The sequence below is a fragment of the Brevundimonas halotolerans genome (assembly GCF_003730275.1).
In the GTDB taxonomy this organism is placed as follows: Bacteria; Pseudomonadota; Alphaproteobacteria; order Caulobacterales; family Caulobacteraceae; genus Brevundimonas; species Brevundimonas halotolerans.
In genome coordinates, this window is the sequence record NZ_QTTA01000004.1 from 52,789 (window position 1) to 71,325 (window position 18,537).

The 18,537-nt window shown below is 68.4% G+C and carries 14 protein-coding genes; 8 read left to right on the forward strand and 6 right to left on the reverse strand.

The features are described from left to right. Positions 1–21: 21 nt before the first annotated feature. Positions 22–1,539: a histidine--tRNA ligase gene (gene hisS, locus EG854_RS01650; RefSeq protein WP_123285997.1), complete on the forward strand. Its 1,518-nt coding sequence runs from the start codon at positions 22–24 to the stop codon at positions 1,537–1,539. A 304-nt stretch (positions 1,540–1,843) separates the two neighbouring features. Here the strand turns inward: hisS and EG854_RS01655 are convergent, their stop codons facing one another. Then, positions 1,844–3,991, reverse strand: coding sequence for a M13 family metallopeptidase (locus EG854_RS01655; RefSeq protein WP_123285998.1), 2,148 nt, complete (start codon positions 3,989–3,991; stop codon positions 1,844–1,846). A 165-nt stretch (positions 3,992–4,156) separates the two neighbouring features. Here EG854_RS01655 and EG854_RS01660 point away from each other — a divergent pair, with 165 nt between their 5' ends. From EG854_RS01660 to EG854_RS01670, 3 genes are all read left to right on the forward strand, one after another. Continuing rightward, positions 4,157–6,031, forward strand: coding sequence for a cation:proton antiporter domain-containing protein (locus EG854_RS01660; protein WP_123285999.1), 1,875 nt, complete (start codon positions 4,157–4,159; stop codon positions 6,029–6,031). A 150-nt stretch (positions 6,032–6,181) separates the two neighbouring features. Further along, entirely contained in the window at positions 6,182–6,853 is a 672-nt protein-coding gene (locus EG854_RS01665) for a TetR/AcrR family transcriptional regulator (protein WP_123286000.1), read from the forward strand. 281 nt (positions 6,854–7,134) lie between these two features. Continuing rightward, positions 7,135–7,353, forward strand: coding sequence for a hypothetical protein (locus EG854_RS01670; protein WP_123286001.1), 219 nt, complete (start codon positions 7,135–7,137; stop codon positions 7,351–7,353). Positions 7,354–7,414: 61 nt separating this feature from the next. Here the strand turns inward: EG854_RS01670 and EG854_RS01675 are convergent, their stop codons facing one another. Further along, positions 7,415–8,530: an aromatic ring-hydroxylating oxygenase subunit alpha gene (locus EG854_RS01675; protein WP_123286002.1), complete on the reverse strand. Its 1,116-nt coding sequence runs from the start codon at positions 8,528–8,530 to the stop codon at positions 7,415–7,417. Between the two features lie 123 nt (positions 8,531–8,653). Here EG854_RS01675 and EG854_RS01680 point away from each other — a divergent pair, with 123 nt between their 5' ends. Next, entirely contained in the window at positions 8,654–9,565 is a 912-nt protein-coding gene (locus EG854_RS01680; RefSeq protein WP_123286003.1) for an alpha/beta fold hydrolase, read from the forward strand. A 130-nt stretch (positions 9,566–9,695) separates the two neighbouring features. Continuing rightward, positions 9,696–11,789, forward strand: coding sequence for a transglycosylase domain-containing protein (locus EG854_RS01685; RefSeq protein ID WP_123286004.1), 2,094 nt, complete (start codon positions 9,696–9,698; stop codon positions 11,787–11,789). Here EG854_RS01685 and EG854_RS01690 read toward each other — a convergent pair. Then, on the reverse strand, positions 11,786–12,502 hold the full coding sequence (locus tag EG854_RS01690) for a M48 family metallopeptidase (protein ID WP_123286005.1): 717 nt from the start codon (positions 12,500–12,502) through the stop codon (positions 11,786–11,788). The genes EG854_RS01685 and EG854_RS01690 overlap by 4 nt on opposite strands. Continuing rightward, a complete protein-coding gene (locus EG854_RS01695) occupies positions 12,474–13,748 on the reverse strand; it encodes a polyhydroxyalkanoate depolymerase (RefSeq protein ID WP_123286006.1) in 1,275 nt (424 codons plus the stop codon). Before EG854_RS01695 ends, EG854_RS01690 begins: the two co-directional genes overlap by 29 nt. A 352-nt stretch (positions 13,749–14,100) precedes the next feature. Between EG854_RS01695 and EG854_RS01700 the strand changes: the two genes are divergently transcribed. Beyond that, positions 14,101–15,378, forward strand: coding sequence for a BaiN/RdsA family NAD(P)/FAD-dependent oxidoreductase (locus EG854_RS01700; protein ID WP_241153084.1), 1,278 nt, complete (start codon positions 14,101–14,103; stop codon positions 15,376–15,378). Further along, entirely contained in the window at positions 15,375–16,517 is a 1,143-nt protein-coding gene (locus EG854_RS01705) for a serine hydrolase domain-containing protein (RefSeq protein ID WP_123286007.1), read from the forward strand. Before EG854_RS01700 ends, EG854_RS01705 begins: the two co-directional genes overlap by 4 nt. On the opposite strand, the gene EG854_RS01710 is transcribed toward EG854_RS01705, so the two are convergent. Beyond that, positions 16,514–17,572, reverse strand: a complete 1,059-nt coding sequence (locus tag EG854_RS01710; RefSeq protein ID WP_123286008.1) for an alpha/beta fold hydrolase — start codon at positions 17,570–17,572, stop codon at positions 16,514–16,516. The two genes, EG854_RS01705 and EG854_RS01710, sit on opposite strands and share 4 nt — an antisense overlap. Then, entirely contained in the window at positions 17,569–18,507 is a 939-nt protein-coding gene (locus EG854_RS01715; protein ID WP_123286009.1) for a class I SAM-dependent methyltransferase, read from the reverse strand. Before EG854_RS01715 ends, EG854_RS01710 begins: the two co-directional genes overlap by 4 nt. Between the last annotated feature and the right edge of the window lie 30 nt (positions 18,508–18,537).

The window sequence follows — 18,537 nt, forward strand, 5'->3', positions numbered from 1 at the left end:
GTGATGGCGTAATCGCCCCCCATGAGCACTGAAGCCCCCTCCGACGCCCCGATCACCGACGCCCCCCGCCCTGAGGCCCGGGGGCCGCGAGGCTTTCAGGACCGGCGCGGCCCGGACCTGATCGCCGAACGCCGCATCGTCGAGCGGGTCTCGGCCGTCTATGAGCGCTGGGGCTTTGAACCGCTGGAAACCTCGGCCTTCGAATATGCCGATGCGCTCGGCAAATTCCTGCCCGATGCCGACCGTCCGAACGAGGGCGTCTTCGCCCTGCAGGACGACGACGACCAGTGGATGGCGCTGCGCTACGACCTGACGGCACCGCTGGCCCGCTATGCCGCCCAGAACTGGGAGACCCTGCCCAAGCCGTTCCGGCGCTATGCCTTCGGTCCCGTCTGGCGCAACGAAAAGCCGGGACCGGGGCGCTTTCGCGAATTCATCCAGTGCGACGCCGACACCGTCGGCTCCGACCGGCCCGAAGCCGATGCCGAAATCCTGGCCCTCGCGGTCGAGGGCCTGACGGCTGCCGGGCTGGATCGGGATCAGGCCCAGATCAAGGTCTCGAACCGCAAGCTGTTTGATGGCCTGTTCGGGGCGGGCGGGATCGACGACCCGGCCCAGCGCCTGACCGCGCTCCGCGCCATCGACAAGTTCGACCGGCTGGGCTGGGAGGGGGTCTCGGCCCTGCTGGGCGAGGGCCGTCTGGATGAGTCCGGCGACTACACCAAGGGCGCGCAACTGCCGACCGTCGTCATCTCGACCGTCGAGCGCTTCCTCGCCTCGGCGGGCCAGGCCAACCTCAGCCGCGCCGACACGCTAGCCGCTGTGGCCGGGGCGGGCGATCTGGGCGCCGCCGGCGAGGAGGCTCTGAAGGAGCTGCAGGCCATCGACGCGGCGCTCGGCATTATGGGCGTCGACCAGACCGCCGTCCGGTTCGATCCCACGGTCGTGCGCGGGCTGGAGTATTACACCGGCGTGGTGTTCGAGGCCGAACTGTTGCTCCCGACCACGGATGACAAGGGGCGACCCGTCCGGTTCGGCTCGATCGGCGGCGGTGGCCGCTACGACGATCTCGTCGCGCGGTTCACCGGACAGAGCGTGCCCGCGACCGGCTTTTCCTTCGGCGTCTCGCGGCTGGCGGCGGCCCTGCGCGCCAGTGGGCGTGATCCGGCGGGCGAGGCGCGCGGCCCGGTCGTGGTCATCGCCTTTTCCGACGCCGACATGGCCCACTATCTGGGCGCCGTCGCCGAGCTGCGGGCCGCCGGCATCGCCGCCGAACTCTACCTCGGCCGCGCGGGCATGAAGGCTCAGATGAAGTATGCCGACCGACGGGGCGCCCCGGTCGCCGTCATGCTGGGCGGCGACGAAATCGCCGCCGGTACGGTCACGCTCAAGGACCTCGACGCCGGTCGTCGCCTGTCGCAGGCCGTCTCCGATAATGCCGAATGGAAACAGGCGCGTCCGGGACAACAGACCCTGCCGCGCGACCAGATGGTGGCCGCGATCCGTGCGATTCTCGAAGGATCGTCAATAAGCGACTGATCCGGTCGCTGACTTATCGACGATCAGTCAAGAAAACGCCGGATTTCGCCTTCGGTTTGATTGACTTGTCGGGTCCGGATCGTATGAATGGGGCTCTCGAAGCGCGCGACGCGATGCGACGCGCAAACTTCGTAGGCGTTTCGGGGAGGAAACGTCCGCTCCTAGACGAGCGAAAGAAGCCCGCCGCGATGTATCCCCCGCGGCGGGCTTTTTCGTGCCTGGCGCTCACCGCCGCCGCAATCTCCGGCCACGAAAAAGGGGCCGCCCGATGGACAGCCCCTCGTTCATTTCATCCTGACGCGGCCTACCAGAGGCGGACGCGTTGTTCCGGGGTCAGATAGTATTTCTGGCCGGGCTGGACGTCGAAGGCTTCATACCAGGCGTCCAGATTGCGGATCGGCCCCACCACCCGGAACTCGGCCGGCGAGTGCGGGCCCGTGGCGATCTGGTTCCGCAGCGCTTCGTCGCGGTATTTGGTGTTCCAGACCTGGGCCCAGCCGAGGAAGACACGCTGGGTGCCCGTCACGCCGTCCAGAACCGGAGCTTCCGCGCCGTCCAGCGAGGCCAGATAGCCTTCCAGCCCCAGGGTGACACCGGCCAGATCGCCGATGTTCTCGCCCATGCTCAGCGCCGGACGGATCGGATAGCCCGGCAGCGGCTCATAGGTCGCATACTGGCTGCCCAGCATGTCGGCCCGGGCCTCAAAGCGGGCCGCATCCTCGGACGTCCACCAGTCGCGCAGCACGCCGTCGCCGTCGGACTTGCGGCCCTGGTCGTCGAAGCCGTGACCGATCTCGTGCCCGATCACGCCGCCGATGGCGCCATAGTTGACCGCCGGATCCGCCGTCGGATCGAAGAAGGGCGGCTGCAGGATGGCGGCCGGGAAGACGATCTCGTTCTTGGTCGAGTTGTAGTAGGCATTGACCGTCTGAGGGGTCATGCCCCACTCGTCGCGATCGACCGGACCGTCCATGCGGCCCAGCTGGTACTGCCAGCGGAACACGCCGGCGCGTTCGACATTGCCGACCAGATCATCGGCCCGTACCTCAAGCGCGGAATAGTCGCGCCACTTGTCCGGATAGCCGATCTTCACCGTGAAGTTGTCGAGCTTGTAGAGGGCCTGTTCCTTGGTCTCGGCGCCCATCCAGTCCAGCTGGCGGATGCGGGCGGCCAGCGCCACGCGCAGATTGGCCACCAGCTCTTCCATCATCGCCTTGGATTCGGCGGGGAAGTATTCGGCGACGTACAGGCGACCGAAGGCCTCTCCCATCACCCCTTCGGCGAAGCTGACGGCGCGCTTGTCGCGGGCCCGCTGTTCCGGCTGGCCCGACAGGTCGCGGCCGCGGAACTCCCACTGGGCGTCCGAGAAGCGCTGCGACATATAGGGGGCCATGTCGTCGGCGGTGTGGAAGGCCTGCCAGGCCTGCAGCAGCGGCAGCGGCGTCTCGGCATAGATGGCGGCGATCTTGGGCAGGGCGGTGTCCTGACGCACGACGATCGTCTCGATGCCGCCCAGGCTCATGGCGTCCAGATAGGCCGACCAGTTGAAGCCCGGCGCCTGTTCCGCCAGCTCGGCCGGGGTGAAGGGGTTGTAGGTCTCGTCGCGGTTGCGGTTCTCTTCCGGGGTCCAGTGGGCCTCGGCGATCCGGGTTTCCAGCGCCACGATCTCGGCCGCAGTTTCTGCCGGATTGTCCCAGCCGATCATGGTCAGCATGCGCTCGACATAGGCCAGATACAGGGCCTTCTTGTCGGCCAGACGCTCTTCCAGATAATAGCCGCGGTTCGGCAGGCCGAGGCCGCCCTGGCTGGCATAGGTGATGTAACGGTCGGGGTTGCGGGCATCGTCACCGATCCCGACACCAAAGAAGGACGAGCCGAAGCGGCCCTGGGTGCCGCCCATATAGACCGCCATGGCGTCGTGGCTGTCGATGGCGCGGATGTCGGCCAGATAGGGCTGCAGAGGCTGGTCATCCAGCGCCTCGATGCGGTCGGTGTCCATATAGGCGCGGTACAGATCGGCGATCTTCAGCTCATCAGAGCCCGCAGCCAGATCGGTGCTGGCCGTCAGTTCATCGATCATCACCTTCAGGCGGTTGTCCGACAGCTCGCGCAGGATGGCGAACGACCCGTACGAGGTCCGGTCCGACGGAATGACCAGCCGGTCGAAGGCGAGGCCATTGGCATAGCGGAAGAAGTCATCGCCCGGCGCCACCGACAGGTCGCGACCGGCCAGATCAAAGCCCCAGGTCCCGAACTTCGGCGCCTCGGTGCCTTGCCAGCCCGAACCGGCCGGATCCTGGTCGGCGGTCGGGAACAGCGAGAAGACGGTGCAGGACTCGTTCAGGCACTCGTGCGCATGACCGTCGTCAAAGGTGTGCATCTGCTGGGCGAAGGTCGCCGTGGCGGGCAGCATCAGGGCGCCGACAGCGGCACCGATCAGAAGGCGTTTCATTCTTGAACCTCTCGTGGATTGACGCAGCAGGGCCACGTCCGGAAATTTCCAGTTCCGGACCCTAGTCCGCTGTGGCCCGGATTCTCCTTAAAAAAAATTCATGATCGGTAGCAGAGATCGGAAACTACGGTTGTTCCGCCGTACCGCACTGCAGTATGCACAGGCATGGCTTCACCCCACGGCGACGGCTCGGAATACAAGGACCTGCTGGTCTTTCTGGCGGCGGCCGGTGTGGTCGTGCCCCTGTTCAACCGGATCAAGATCAGCCCGGTGCTGGGCTTTCTGGCCGCCGGCGTACTGCTGGGACCCGACGGGCTGGGCCGGTTCGCCAATGACGCGCCCTGGTTGGCCTGGCTGGGCTGGCTGACGCTCGAGGATCGCGACCAGATCGCCCAGCTGTCCGAACTGGGCGTCGCCTTCCTGCTGTTCATGATCGGGCTGGAGCTGTCGTGGGAACGGCTCAAGTCCATGCGGCGGCTGGTGTTCGGCCTGGGGCTCAGCCAGATCGCGCTGGCCACTGCCGTGATCGCCGCCGGCTTCATGCTGACCGGCCAGACCTTCGTCTCGGCCATGGTGCTGGGCATGGGTCTCGCCCTGTCCTCGACCGCCGTGGTCATGCCGGTGCTGGCCGAGCGCAAGCGGCTGCACGGCGCCGCCGGGCGCGCCACCTTCTCCATCCTGCTGGCCCAGGACATGGCGGTGGCGCCGATCCTGATCACCGTCACCGTCCTCGCCACCCTCGCCCAGAGCGGCGGCGACCTGAACCCGGCCGTGCTGGGCGCCGCCCTGCTGACCCTCGCCCCTGCGGCCATCGGACTGGCGGCCCTGATCCTGCTGGGGCGGCTGGTGCTGCGCCCCATGTTCCGCTCGGTCGCCAAGGCCCGCGCCCGCGGTCAGGGGCAGGAGATGTTCGTCGCCGCCAGCCTGCTGGTCGTGGTGGCTGCCGGCCTCGGCGCCCAGGCGGTCGGCCTGTCCATGAGTCTCGGCGCCCTCGTCGCGGGCGTCCTGCTGGCCGAGACCGAGTTCCGGCGCGAGGTCGAAATCTCGATCGATCCGTTCAAGGGCCTGCTGCTGGGCGTCTTCTTCATCGGCGTCGGCAGCGGCCTTGATCTGGATGCGGTGGCCGCCGACCCGTGGGGGGTCGTGGCGCTGGCCATCGCCATCACCGTCGCCAAGATCGGCGTCATCTTCACTCTCGCGCGCCGTTGGGGCCTCGGCCCTCTGGCCGCGCTCGAGACCGCTCTGGTGCTGGGGCCCGCCGGCGAGTTCGCCTTCGTCATCCTGACCGCCGGCATGGTCGAGGGTGTCGCCCCGCCGGGCATCACCCAGTCGGTCCTGCTGTCGGCGACGATCAGCCTGTTCAGCATCCCCTTCCTCGCCCTGCTGGGTCAGAAGCTGGCCACCCGCCGCATAGAGACCCAGGTCGATCTGCCGGCCGCCGCCCTTCAGCCCCCCGACTCCAGCGGTCAGGTCCTTCTGGTTGGCTATGGACGGGTCGGACGCCTGATCGGAGAGATGCTGACCGAGCACAACCAGACCTTCGTCGCCCTCGATACCGAGCCGGGGATCGTCGCCGGCGCCCGGCGCGAGGGGCTGAATGTCCACTACGGAGACGCCGGTCGCCGCGAGATGCTGGAGCTGTGCAACATCGCCACCGCCCGGGCGCTGGTCGTGACCATGGACGCCCCCGGCAAGGTGGATGAGGTGGTCCAGGCGGCCCGGGCCCTGCGCAAGGACCTGATCATTATCGCCCGCGCCCGCGACGACCGCCACGCGGTGCGCCTCTACAGCTATGGCGTCACCGACGCGGTCCCCGAAACCACCGAGGCCAGTCTGCAGCTGGCCGAGAACACCTTGGTTGACCTCGGCGTGCCCATGGGGCTGGTGCTGGCCTCGATCCATGAGCGGCGCGACCGCTACCGCGATCTGTTCCAGGCCGCCCAGCCCGGAACCTCCGCGCGACCCAACCGGGCCCTGCGCCGCCATGTGTCGGCTGCGACCACCGGCCGCACCGATCCAGAGCCTGAGGGCGAGGGTTAAGCCCGGCCGTTCGCATTTTGGTCATGGTTCGGTGTTGAAAGCGCCGTTTCCGCCCTCCCCGGCGACAGCAACCCTCTGCCCCCAACGGTCGTTCCGGTCAGGAGCCTGATCCGGCCTGACCGCCAAAGCCCCTGTGAGTGCCCCCCTTTCATGCGTGATATTGTTCTGAACCCGCCCGTCGATGCCCCCGAAGCCCAAGGCTCGGACACGGGCGCCCGCCCGCTGAACCGCCGCCAGGTGGCCAAGCAGCGCACGCGCGGCAAGGTCATCGAGGCCGCCCGCAATCTGTTCGCCCAGCGCGGCTATGACGCCGCCACCATCCGCGACATCGCCCGCGAGGCCGGCATGTCGACCGGCGCCGTCTTCGCCAACTTCCAGGACAAGTCGGAACTGTTCGACACCGTGCTGGCCGAGGATCTGGCCCGTCTGGCCGAGGCCCTGACGCGCGGCATCAAGACCGGCACCGACCTCAAGTCGCGCCTGCTCGGCGGCTTTGTCGCCGGCTATGAGGCGACGCTGGACCAGCTTCCCCTCGTCCAGGCCGTCGTCGCCCGCGCCTGGCACCAGCCGCTGCAGGACGCCCGGAAGGGCCGCGAACTGATCGCCCCGGTCATCGAAGGCCTCGAAAGCCTCGTCGCCGACGCCATCAAGGCGGGTGAACTCAAGCCCACCACGGACGCCGCCCTGGTCACCGAACTGGTCTGGGTCGCCTACCTCTCGAACTATCGCCGCGCCGCCTACGACAGCTGGACGATCGACACGCTCAAGTCGCACCTCGAGCAGCAGATCGACATCATCCTGTCCGGCCAGCGCGCCCGCTAACCGGACCGTCCCCCCGGCGATCTCCCGGAAAGGCCGCGACCCTCGTCGCGGCCTTTTCGCTGCGCGGGTTCGGCGCGCAGAGATGGCGGCTGGTGAGGGTCGGCCAACGCCGGTCTATGAACGTCAAGCCCGCGTACGGGACGACGGAAAGATCGTGGCCCCCTCTGGAGTCATTAGGCGTGTCCGACTGACCCTGCATTCGGGAACCGCCTGATGAATTTTCGGCAGGGCAGAGGCGGCATTCTCAGGTATCACGGGTCGACATCAGACTGGAGGTACCAATGAGCCGTCCCAAAAAATCACTGTCGCCGGGTTTCAAACTGTTCATCGCGTTCTGCATCATATGCACGCTCGCGGTCTCCGGCTTCGTTGTGTTCGGCGATCAACTTGGCCTTCGCCCCGCTGCCCCTATGGATGGCGACGACGTCCCGTCCACGGCAAGGGACGCCCCGACTCCGCGCGTCGGCGACAACCTTGGCAAAAAGCGCAGTGGCGGCTGATGCCACTCGGCGGGCGCGGATGCCGTGCCCGACGGGACCTTCGGGCTGGAAGGCCAACCCTTCAACTCTTCCACCTCAGGGTTTCGGGCTTGACCGGATTAACAAACGCCCGCCCCTCGGCGCGGCTGCTGGCCCATTCGCGTTTCAGCTGCTGGTACCATTTGGCCTGACGGTCGGCGTCGTCGATCCACAGCATGGCGGGGTCGAAGGCGAGGCCCATGTTCTGCAGGTTCACCATGCCGCCATCCTGTTTCAGGAAGGCGCGCACACCTTGCCGCAGGATCGGCCGGGCCAGGGCAAAGATCCAGTGGTCCGACCAGAACAGCTGGGTGATGCGGGTGCGGTCGGCCGTCTCCGGCGTCAGACACGTCAGGCCCAGCACCTGTTTGTCGCCGACCTGGATATGCTCCCAGCGATAGCCGGGCAGGCGGAAGGTGATCTCGGTCTCGGGCGTGCCGCCCAGCAATTTATAGGCCCGGCTGTTGGATGAGGGCCGGTGCCGGACCATGGCAAAGCCCTGCTCGCGCGGCTCGAACGTTTTTTGCTTGTCGTGCATGGAGTGGCGCGAGCGCCACCACCATTGCTGATGGACATAGGGGCCGTGGGCCGGGTCCATCAGGCCGACCACCGCATGGTCGATATGGCTGTCGAAGACCATGGCCTCGACCAGACGCGGGGCGGGGCCGTCGGCGCCCGGAAAGGTCGGCGGCGGATGGTCAGGCTCGGCCGGGCGGCGCGGGTCGGAGGCGATCCAGACGAACACCATCCCCTGGCTTTCCGCGACCGGATAGGCGCGCACGCGGATGCGGTCGACCTCGAACTCGGCGTCATCCGTCAGCGACGGGATGGCCGCGCACTGGCCGTTCAACCGGAACCGCCAGCCGTGATAGGGGCATTCGATGGTCTCGCCCTCGCCCGCGTGCTCGACCTGTCGGCCGGCCGACAGGGGGGCGGCCCGGTGGGGGCAGATGTCGCGCAGGGCATAGACCTGACCCGACCGGGTGCGGCCCAGCAGGACCGGCTCGTCCTGCAGCATATAGCGGGCCTGGCGGCCGGGCTTGAGCGCCGCGGCGGTCTCGACGAAATACCAGGTGTCCTTCAGGAAACCGCGCCCGAACGGCAGGGGAGCTGCCCTGGTGCGGGTCTCTGTCGGGGAGGGGGTCTCAACGGCCGTCATGTCGGCTAGTGTTAGGACCAGAGCCGCCGCAACGCCAGCCTCTGCCATGGCTGTGACAGGGGTTGCGTAACGAAAGCACTTTTAATTATAAAGCGGCTATCTCCCGCTCGCAGGACGTCCCGCATGAAATACCTTCTCCTCGCCGCCGCCCTTGCCCTGATGCCGCTCGCGGCCTGTGCCCAGACGCCGGCGGCCGCGCCGGCCGACCATGGCCATGTCCATGCCGATTTCGAGTCGGGCCGCTTTCACGTGCGGGTCGAGGGCGAGGGGCGCGACATCATCCTGATCCCCGGCCTGACCTCGCATCCCGACATCTGGGAGCCGCTGGTCGCGCGGCTGGAGGGCGACTGGCGCGTCCATATGATCCATATTCAGGGCTTCGCCGGGGCTCCGGCCATGGACAACATCGACGGCCCCGTCTCGGCCCCCGTCGCCGAGGACATCGCCCGCTACATCCGCGAACAAGGCCTCGAAGACGCTGTAGTTGTTAGCCATTCCATGGGCGGCACCATCGCCATGATGCTCGCCGCCCGCCACCCCGACCTTGTCGACCGCCTCGTCGTCATCGACATGATCCCCTTCATGGGCAACGTCTTCGGCGGCGCCACCGCCACCCCCGCCTCCGTCACCCCGATCGCCGACCAGATCGGCGCCGGCATGGCGGCCTCGACCCCCGAACAATGGCGGGCCTCGGCCACGGCCAGCATCGTCGGCATGGTCCAGACGGAGAGCCTGCGCGCCGGGCCGATCGAGCACAGTGTCACCAGCGACCCCGGCGTGGCCGGGCGGGCCATGCGCGAGCTGATCGTCACCGACCTGCGCCCCGAGCTGGCGGCGATCACCGCCCCGACCGAGGTGATCTACGTCGCCTTCAACAATCCCGGCATGACGCCCGAGATCACCGACGGCATCTATGCCGCCTCGTTCGCCAATCTGGAGGGGGTGGTCCTGCGGCGCATCGACGACAGCGCCCACTTCATCATGCTGGATCAGCCAGATGCGCTGGCCGCGGCGATTAACGACTTTCTCGACTGATCGTCGCCATTGTCATGCTTTCGACGGAAATCCCCCGGAAGGTGACCTGACAAGGTTTCCGGGGTGATTTCCGTTATCGCTTTTCGGCGCTAGAAGCGTTGAGGGGCATTGAACGGCCGAGAGGGTGACGATGGCGGGCAACGCCTTTCTGGATCGACTGAAGCGCGGCCCCGGTGGAACGGGCCAGCGTAACCTGTTGCACCGTATCCTGTACTGGAGCGTCGTGGCCGGCGTCTGGGGCCTGATCTTCCTCGTCGTGTTCTTTGCGGTCTTTGCCCGCGGCCTGCCGGACACCTCGGCCCTCTACGACATCGATCGCCAGCCCTCGGTGACCTATCTGGACCGGAACGGGGCCCTGATCGCCGTGCGCGGCAGCCAGCAGGCCCCGCCCGCCGACCTTGAGGCCTTGCCCGACTATGTGCCGGCCGCCTTCATCGCCATCGAGGACCAGCGATTCCGCTGGCACCCCGGCTTTGACCCCGTCGGCATGGTCCGGGCCATGGTCGCCAATATGCGCGCCGGACGGGTGGTCCAGGGCGGCTCGACCATCACCCAGCAACTGGCCAAGAACCTGTTCCTGACGCCGGACCAGACCCTGCGCCGCAAGGGCCAGGAGCTGATGCTGGCCGTCTGGCTGGAGCTGAAATTCTCCAAGGACGAGATCCTCGCCCTCTATCTGAACCGCGTCTATTTCGGGGCCGGCGCCTATGGCATCGAGGCGGCGTCGCAGCGCTATTTCGACAAGTCGGCCAAGGACCTGACGGTCGGTGAGGCCGCGCTGCTGGCCGGCCTGCTGAAGGCCCCGTCGCGCTATTCCCCGGTGTCGGAGAGCGAACGCGCCGCCGCGCGGGCCACCGTCGTGCTCGACGAGATGGAAGAGAGCGGGGTCATCACGCCCGAGCAGCGGGCCGCCGCCGTGCTTGAGCCTGTGCGGGTGTCGCGGACGCTGGCGACCCAGCACGCCCAGTATTTCGTCGACTGGCTGGACAAGGAGATCCGGGGCCTGGTCGGGGAGCCGACCGAGGACCTGATTGTCGAGACGACCCTGGACCTGACGCTGCAGACCGCCGCCGAGCGGGCCGTCACCGGCGTGCTGCGAGAGAATGCCTCGCGCGGGGTAGAACAGGCCGCCCTCGTGGCACTGGACGGCGACGGGCGGGTGCGCGCCATGATCGGCGGCGCTTCCTATGCCGACAGCCAGTTCAACCGGGCCGTCGACGCGAGGCGTCAGGCGGGATCGGCCTTCAAGCCCTTCGTCTATCTGACGGCCGTCGAGGCCGGCTACACGCCCCAGACTCCGGTGATCGACGAGCCGATCCGCATCGGATCGTGGGAGCCCCGCAACTACTCCGGCCGGTTCATCGGTCGCACGACCCTGTCGAACGCGGTTGCCCAGTCGACCAATACGGTGGCGGTCTCGCTGGCCGACAGTCTGGGCCGGGACAATGTCTCCCGCACGGCGCGGCGGCTGGGGATCACCAGCCGCATCGGGCTTGAGCCCGCCATGGCGCTGGGGGCCGTCGAGGTCTCGCCCGTCGAGATGGCCCAGGCCTATGATGCCTTTGCCAATGGCGGCAAGCGGGTCACGGCCTATGGCATCAGCCGCATCCGCACCCGCGAGGGGCGGGTGATCTATCAGCGCTCGGCCCGCGAGAGCCGGCCGATCCAGGCCATCGCCAACCCGCCCCTGCTGTACATGAACGACATGCTGCGCGGGGTGATCACCTCGGGCACGGCGCGGTCGGTGGCCATCTCCGGGCGGGATCTGGCGGGCAAGACCGGCACGACCTCGGACTACAAGGACGCCTGGTTCGTCGGCTACACCGGCGGCTTCGTCACGGCGGTCTGGGTCGGCAAGGACGACAACACCGCCATGCGCGGCGTGACCGGCGGACAGGCCCCGGCGGCCATCTGGCGCGCCTTCATGACCGCCGCCCTGCCCCGGCTGGACGCGCCGCGCATCCCGGACGGCCCGCCCCTGCCCGAGGGCTGGCAGCCGCCCGATGCGGTCGGTGAGCTGATCGGCTCGATGGAAGACCCCTATGCCGATGAGATCGAGCGCGGCATCGAGCCGACGCCGGAGCCGCGTCAGCCCGAGCGGCCCTCGCCCGACCAGCCGGTCATCCGCCCGACCACGCCCCAGCCCGAGCGGCGGGATCCGGAAGTCCAGCGGCCTGAACCGGGCCTGCCGCCCGAGAAAAAGGCCGACCCGCTCTTCTTCTAGACCGCCAGGGCGTGCAGACCCGCGCCGTGCTGTCTCAGCCAGGCGCGGTGCGGCGCCGGGTCGCCGATCAGCTGGGCCACGACCGCCCAGAAGCGGGGGCTGTGGTCGCCGTGGACTAGATGGGCGACCTCGTGCGCGGCCAGATAGTCCAGCACGGCAGGAGGCGCGAGAATCACCCGCCACGAGTAGCGGATCGTGCCCCGGCCCGGGGTGCAGGAGCCCCAGCGCGAGCGGGGGTCATTGATGGATACCTTCGGCAGGGGCAGGCCCAGCGTCCGGCAGTGGACCTCGGTCCGGGCCATCAGCACCTCGCGGGCGCGCCGCTTGAGGAAGGTCAGGATGCGCCGGCTCCAGGCTGCACCCTCTCCCCCCGCTGCGAGCACCGGGCCCTCGGGGGTGTCGGTCAGGCGGGCCGCGACCGCACCGGGCAGGGCCGCCAGGGTCACGTCTTCCCCCGCGACCGACAGGCGCTGCCCCGGGGCCAGACCGACGGCCACCGGCCGGTCGGCCAGCCGCGCGCGGATCCAGTCCGTGCGGGTGCGGGCAAAGGCGATCGCATCTACCAACCGGCGCTCGCTGGGGGCCACCAGAACGGCCTCACCCGCGCGGGCGTCGATGCGGATCGACACGCGGCGGGCCCGCCGGTTGACCGACAGGCGCAGCGGCGCGCCGTCCGCCTCGAGGCTAAGCCGCTGCCCGTCGCGATACGTCACCGGCGGCCTCGTTGCGGGCGATGAAATCGCGCACCCGGGGGTAGATGTCATCGCGGAAGCGGCGACCGTTGAACACGCCGTAGTGGCCCACCTCAGGGTGGACATAGAGGGTGCGCCGGTCCTCGGGCACATTGGGGCACAGGCCGTGCGCGGCTTGGGTCTGGCCGACGCCGGAGATGTCGTCCTTTTCGCCCTCGACCGTCATCAGGCCGATGTCGGTGATCTTCGTCAGATCGACCTTGCGGCCCCGGTGTTCCAGTTCGTTGCGGGCCAGCAGGTGGTTCTGGAAGACGATGTCGATGGTCTGGAGATAGAATTCCTCGGTCAGGTCCAGAACCGACAGATATTCGTCGTAGAATTCCTCGTGCTTCTGGACCTCGTCGCCGTCGCCCGCGACCAGGTTCTGGAAATAGTCGTGCTGGGCGTCGCGGTGGCGATCCTCGTTCATCGACATGAAGCTGTAGAGCTGGACAAAGCCCGGATAGACCCGGCGCCCGGCGCCCGGATAGGGCAGGGGCACGGTATGGATCATGTTCGACCTGAACCAGGCGAAGGGCCGGGCCTCGGCCAGACGGTTGGTGACGGTCGGCGACAGCCGCGCGTCGATGGGCGAGCCCATATAGGTCATGCTGAGCGGACGGTGCGGGTCCTTGTCCTCGGCCATCAGGGCACAGGCCGCGAGCACCGGCGGTCCCGGCTGGCAGACGCCCACGACGTGGACGCGCGGACCGATGGCGGTCAGCATCTCGCGGATGTGGTCGATGTAGTCGAAGAAGTCGAACCGGCCTTCCAGCATCGGCACCTGACGGGCGTTGACCCAGTCGGTGACATAGACGTCGTGGTCCTGGAGGAAGCCCTCGACCGTGCCGCGCAACAGGGTGGCATAGTGGCCCGACAGGGGCGCCACGATCAGCACGGCCGGGCCGTCGGCCGGTTTGCCGGCCCGCTTGAGGTCGCCGAGATCCCGGGCAAAGCGGATCAACCGGCACCAGGGCGAGGTCCAGATGGTCTGCTGGGTCGTGCGCACCGGCAGGTTGTCGATGGTGACCACGTCCAGATTCCAGGCTGGCTTGCCATAGCGACGCGTCAGCCCCTCGAACACCTCGGCGGCGGCATAGGCGGTGCGCCCGATGGCGGTCTCGGCGGCCGGATTGAAGGGCGAGGACCAGAACGACCGGGCCAGCTGGGCCCCCAGTCGATACGGCGCGGCGGAGTAGTAGGAGAATTCGTGAAGGGAGTAGAGCATGCGTCTCTTCAAATGGCGGCGGATGGCCTGCCTTACAATGCAGCGCAGCATAGTTCGTGAGGCACTGCAAAAGGATTATCGGGCATGGCGTAATCGTGAGGGGGCAGTCTGGGCCGGGGGTCGTGGAAATTACCGTCTGAACCGTCTGAATGGTCTGATTTCGCACCCCCGTCCGGCAGGCCGCGTGGCAACCGCATAGTATGGGGGAGATGCCGGCCCGGTTGGACAGAAGGGCTCGGGAAGCGGCAGGGTTGTTGAATACGCATGGCAATTCTGTCTACGCCCGGATAGCTGGGCCGTTCGGGCCGACGCACCCTCGCCTGCCCCGCCGGGATCCTTTAAGGCCCATGGTGTGACCTCTTCGCTCGCCTTTCACCCTGACACCGGTCCCCGATCGCCCGTCGTCGTCATCGGCGCGGGGCCCGCCGGGCTGATGGTGGCCGAGCGGCTGTCGTCGGCGGGCCTGACGGTCGAAGTGCATGAGAGCATGCCCTCGCCGGCGCGCAAGCTCCTGATGGCCGGGCGTGGCGGGCTGAACCTGACCCACAACGAGCCGCTGGACCGCTTCCCCGCCCGCTATGGCGAGGCGGCACCGGGGGTCATGGACTGGCTGTCCCGCTTCGGGCCGCAGGATCTGCGCGACTGGGCCGACGGATTGGGCGCCGAGACCTTTGTTGGGTCCAGCGGGCGGGTCTTCCCCAAGGCGATGAAGGCCTCACCCCTGCTGCGGGCATGGCTGCAGCGTCTGCAGGATCAGGGCGTGACCCTGCACAGCGGCTCTCGCTGGATCGGGTTCGAAAATGGCGCGCCCGTGTTCGAGCAGGCCGGCGAGAGTCGCCGTATCCCGGCCCGGGCGGTGGTGGTGGCGACCGGCGGCGCCAGCTGGCCCCGGCTGGGGTCGGACGGACAGGGCCGGGGTGTGCTGGCCGACCTCGGCGTCCCCTGCACCGGCTTCCGGCCCGCCAATGTCGGGGTGCGGCTGGACTGGTCGGAGGAGTTCATCGCGGCCCATGCCGGTCAGCCACTCAAGGCCGTGGCCCTGACGCTCGAGCGACGCCGGGTCCGCGGCGAGGCCATGGTGACCCGATACGGGCTGGAGGGCGGCGCCATCTATGACCTCGGCCCGGAGCTGCGTCAGGCGCTGGCCAAGGCGCAGGACGGCGGCGAGCCGGCCCGGCTCTATATTGACCTGCGACCGTCCGAGACGGCCGAGGCGCTCGCGGCCCGGCTGGCCAAGGCGCCGGCCAGCCTGTCGCGCGCCAATCGCCTGCGTCGTGCCGCACGCCTGAGGCCGGTCGAGGCTGCCCTGCTGCGTCAGGCGTCGCCCCTGCCTGCCGGGGCCAACGACCGGGCGCTGGCCGAGCGTCTCAAAGGTGTGCCGCTGGCGATCACCGGCCTTCAGGGACTGGAGCGCGCGATTTCCAGCGCGGGCGGGATTGACCTGGCGGCGCTGACGCCGGGTCTGATGGTCGTGGATCAGCCGGGGTTATTTGTGGCGGGCGAACTGCTGGACTGGGAGGCCCCGACCGGTGGCTATCTGCTGCAGGCGGTGATGGCGTCCGGCGTGGTCGCCGCCGACGCCGCGCTGGACTGGATCGCGGGCGCCGGCCCCGTTAGGGAAGCGGAATGACCGACGCCCCCGAGATCCACGGCACCTGTCTCGACCGCTTCGCCCCGGTCAGGGACGCCTTCGCCCGCAACTTCACCGACGGCCCCGAGGGGCTGGACGAGGTCGGCGCGCGCTTCACCGTCTGTCGCGCGGGCGAGGTGGTACTGGACCTGTGGGGCGGGCAGGCCGACAGCGTCCGCGACCAGCCGTTCGGGCCGGACACCCTCGCCCCCGTGTTCTCGACCGGCAAGGCGGTCATGGCGCTGATGATTGGCTGGGCGGTCGAGCGCGGCCTTCTGAACTATGAGGCACCGGTCGCCGCGATCTGGCCCGAGTTCGGTCAGGCGGGCAAGGCGGACATCACCCTGGCCCAGCTGATGAGCCATCAGGCCGGCCTTGCAGGACCGTCTCCGGCCATCGACCCCACCCTGTGGTTCGAGCCGGAAAAGGTGCTGGAGGTCCTGTGCCGTCAGGCCCCGCTGTGGGAACCAGGCACGGCCTCGGGCTATCACCCGATCACGGTCGGCTATCTGGCGGGCGAGGTATTCCGCCGCGCCGACGGCCGAACGATGGGGCAGGCGCTGAAGGCCGACTTTGCCGATCCTGCGGGGCTGGACCTGTGGCTGGGCCTGCCCGAGGCCGAGCACGCCCGCGTCGCCCGCATGAAGAAGCCGACCGCCGCGCCCGGTCTGGGACCGATCGACGCCATCAAGACAGCGGCCTTCCTCGACAAGGGCTCGGCCCCCGCCGGACGCGGATCAGCAGAGTGGCGCAAGATGGAGATCCCCTCGGCCAATATGCATGCGACCGCCGAGGCCCTGGCCCGCATGCTGGCGTTGGCCCTGCCGGAAGGGGTGGCGGGCAAGACCCTGTCGCCGGCGACGCGCACGGCCCTGATGCAACAACGGATTTCCGGGCCGGACCGGGTGCTGCCCTTTGACCTGTCGTGGGGCGCCGGAGTCATGCGCAATCAGGGCGGGGGGGCAGTGTTCGGTCCCAATCCCGAGACCGTCGGCCACTGCGGCTGGGGCGGGTCGTGCGCCTTCGCCGACCCGACGACGGGCTTGACCGCCGCCTATGTCATGACCCGCCAGTCGCCCCACCTGATCGGCGACCCAAGGCCTGCGGCCCTGATCCGCGCGCTCTACGCCGCCCTCTAGGAGGCCTGCTGTCCGGGGGTTTCCGGCATGGCCAGCGGGTCGGCCTTGGGTTGAGGCGTCGGCGACAGGTCCTGCACCGGCGAGACATAGTCCGCCATGGCGTCGAACTCCTCGAGAAAGACGGCCCGCATGGGGTCGGTCTCCATCAGCACCTCGTGCTTCGCGCCCGGCACCTCGACATAGCGACCGCGCCCGAGCCGTTTGGAGGCCCAGCGGTTGGTCTGCTTCCAGACGCGGTCGTCCTCGCCCGGCTGGACGATGGCGACCGGGATCTTCACGGCCTTGAGCGCCTTGGGCTTCAGCGCCCGTTCGCCGAGGTCGATGGCAAAGCCCAGCCAGCCCCAGGTCGGGCCGCCGACTGCCAGGTGGGGACAGGCGTACAGCTGCTGCCGCCACAGCTCATAGCGGGTCTCGTCCGAGGTCAGGGCATCGTTCTCGAAGCTGTGCTCGAAGGGATCGTCCGGATCGTCCAGCACATAGTCGCCGGCCTTGCCGTGGCGCAGGTTCCAGCGCACCGCCAGCTTGACCGACCACATCGAGCGCTTGCCGGTCTTGATCTTGAGCATGGGCGCGCTCAGCAACGCGCCGGAGATGCGGCTCTCGCCCATCTGCAGGCTCATCAGGTTCAGCGCGCCGCCCATGGAATGGCCGACCATGATCCACGGCCGGGGCGCCCGGGTCTCGAACGCGTCCAGCAGGCGGGCATAGTCGTCGAGGAATTCCTCGACCGCCCGGGCGTGCCCCTTAAGCCGGTCGGGCAGCAGCCGCGCCGACAGCCCCTGCCCGCGCCAGTCGTGCGCCAGAACGCAAAAGCCGCGCGCCAGCAGATTGCCGATCAGTTCGAAGTATTTCTCGATCGGCTCGGTGCGACCGGGGCTGAGGATGACCGTGCCGCGCGGCTTGGCCGCCACCAGGGTGGAGGGCGTCCAGAAGGCGGCGCGCAGGCGCAGGCCACCCGCGCCCCGGAACCATTCGCCCTCGCCATGCGGCGGCGGTGACGCTCCGGGAACCCCCATCAGGGGGGCATTGGCAGCATAGGCAGCGACTCGGTTCACTCGGGCTTCCTGAATTTGAGCGTCATCCGATCGCTCTCGCCGATTTCATCATATTCCGTGCGATCGAAGTCCGGGTCCGGCGGCTGGCCCTGGGGTGCGGTCAGCCGCATCGGGGGCAGGGTGTCGACGCCGAAGGGATGATCGCGGTCATCCCTTTCATTCGCGTTGATTTCGGAAGCGGACACAAAGATAAAGCCGGCCTCGGCCGCCAGCTGGCGGACATAGGCCTCCTGGACATAGCCGCTGGCGGCGATCGGGTCCTGGTCTTTCTCGGCGGACAGGCGGTGCTGCTCAATGCCCAGTGTCGCGCCCGGACGCAGCACGGAATAGGCGTCAGCAAAGGCTTTCTCGGCGATGCCGGCCGCCATCCAGTAGTGCAGCCGGCTCATGAACAGCACCAGATCGGCGGTGTTGGCCTCGGCCACCGGGCCGCTGGTGGGGCCAAAATCGCTGTACTCGATCTCGCCATACAGGCGGGGGTTGGCACCGAACCGCTGTTCATAGGCGGTGACCAGAGCCGCCTGGGCCGGATCATTGCCGAGGCCGGCCTGGAAGTTCACGGCCACATATTTCCCGCCATTATATGCCAGATAGGGGGCGAGGATCTCTGTGTACCAGCCGCTGCCTGGCCAGAAGTCGACCACGGTCATCTTGGGCTGCAGGTCGAAGAAGCGCAGGGTCTCGAACGGGTGGCGCCATTCATCGCGCGCTCTCTCTTCCCCGCGCCAGGCGCCGGCGATGGCCCAGGCGAGACTGCCCTCAGGCGGACCCTCGGGAACGGCGGGAGTATCCGGTGCCGGCTCGGCGGCCTTCTTGCGGTTATCGCAGGCCGCGACCAGACCGGCCATGCCGGCGCCGAGGATCAGGCCGCGGCGTGACGGTCGCATCAGGCCAGAGGCAGGCAACCGGGCGGCTCGGAAGGTCGGATCGGACATGTCGCGTTCCTGGGACACTTTCTCGGCTCG

Bases quoted from the DNA above. Each gene is read 5' to 3' on its own strand.
- EG854_RS01705 (WP_123286007.1), top strand. From the start codon at position 15,375: ATGACCGACGCCCCCGAGATCCACGGCACCTGTCTCGACCGCTTCGCC.
- EG854_RS01715 (WP_123286009.1), bottom strand. From the start codon at position 18,507: ATGTCCGATCCGACCTTCCGAGCCGCCCGGTTGCCTGCCTCTGGCCTG.
- EG854_RS01695 (WP_123286006.1), bottom strand. From the start codon at position 13,748: ATGCTCTACTCCCTTCACGAATTCTCCTACTACTCCGCCGCGCCGTAT.
- EG854_RS01685 (WP_123286004.1), top strand. From the start codon at position 9,696: ATGGCGGGCAACGCCTTTCTGGATCGACTGAAGCGCGGCCCCGGTGGA.
- EG854_RS01665 (WP_123286000.1), top strand. From the start codon at position 6,182: ATGCGTGATATTGTTCTGAACCCGCCCGTCGATGCCCCCGAAGCCCAA.
- EG854_RS01655 (WP_123285998.1), bottom strand. From the start codon at position 3,991: ATGAAACGCCTTCTGATCGGTGCCGCTGTCGGCGCCCTGATGCTGCCC.
- EG854_RS01675 (WP_123286002.1), bottom strand. From the start codon at position 8,530: ATGACGGCCGTTGAGACCCCCTCCCCGACAGAGACCCGCACCAGGGCA.
- EG854_RS01660 (WP_123285999.1), top strand. From the start codon at position 4,157: ATGGCTTCACCCCACGGCGACGGCTCGGAATACAAGGACCTGCTGGTC.
- EG854_RS01680 (WP_123286003.1), top strand. From the start codon at position 8,654: ATGAAATACCTTCTCCTCGCCGCCGCCCTTGCCCTGATGCCGCTCGCG.
- EG854_RS01670 (WP_123286001.1), top strand. From the start codon at position 7,135: ATGAGCCGTCCCAAAAAATCACTGTCGCCGGGTTTCAAACTGTTCATC.
- hisS (WP_123285997.1), top strand. From the start codon at position 22: ATGAGCACTGAAGCCCCCTCCGACGCCCCGATCACCGACGCCCCCCGC.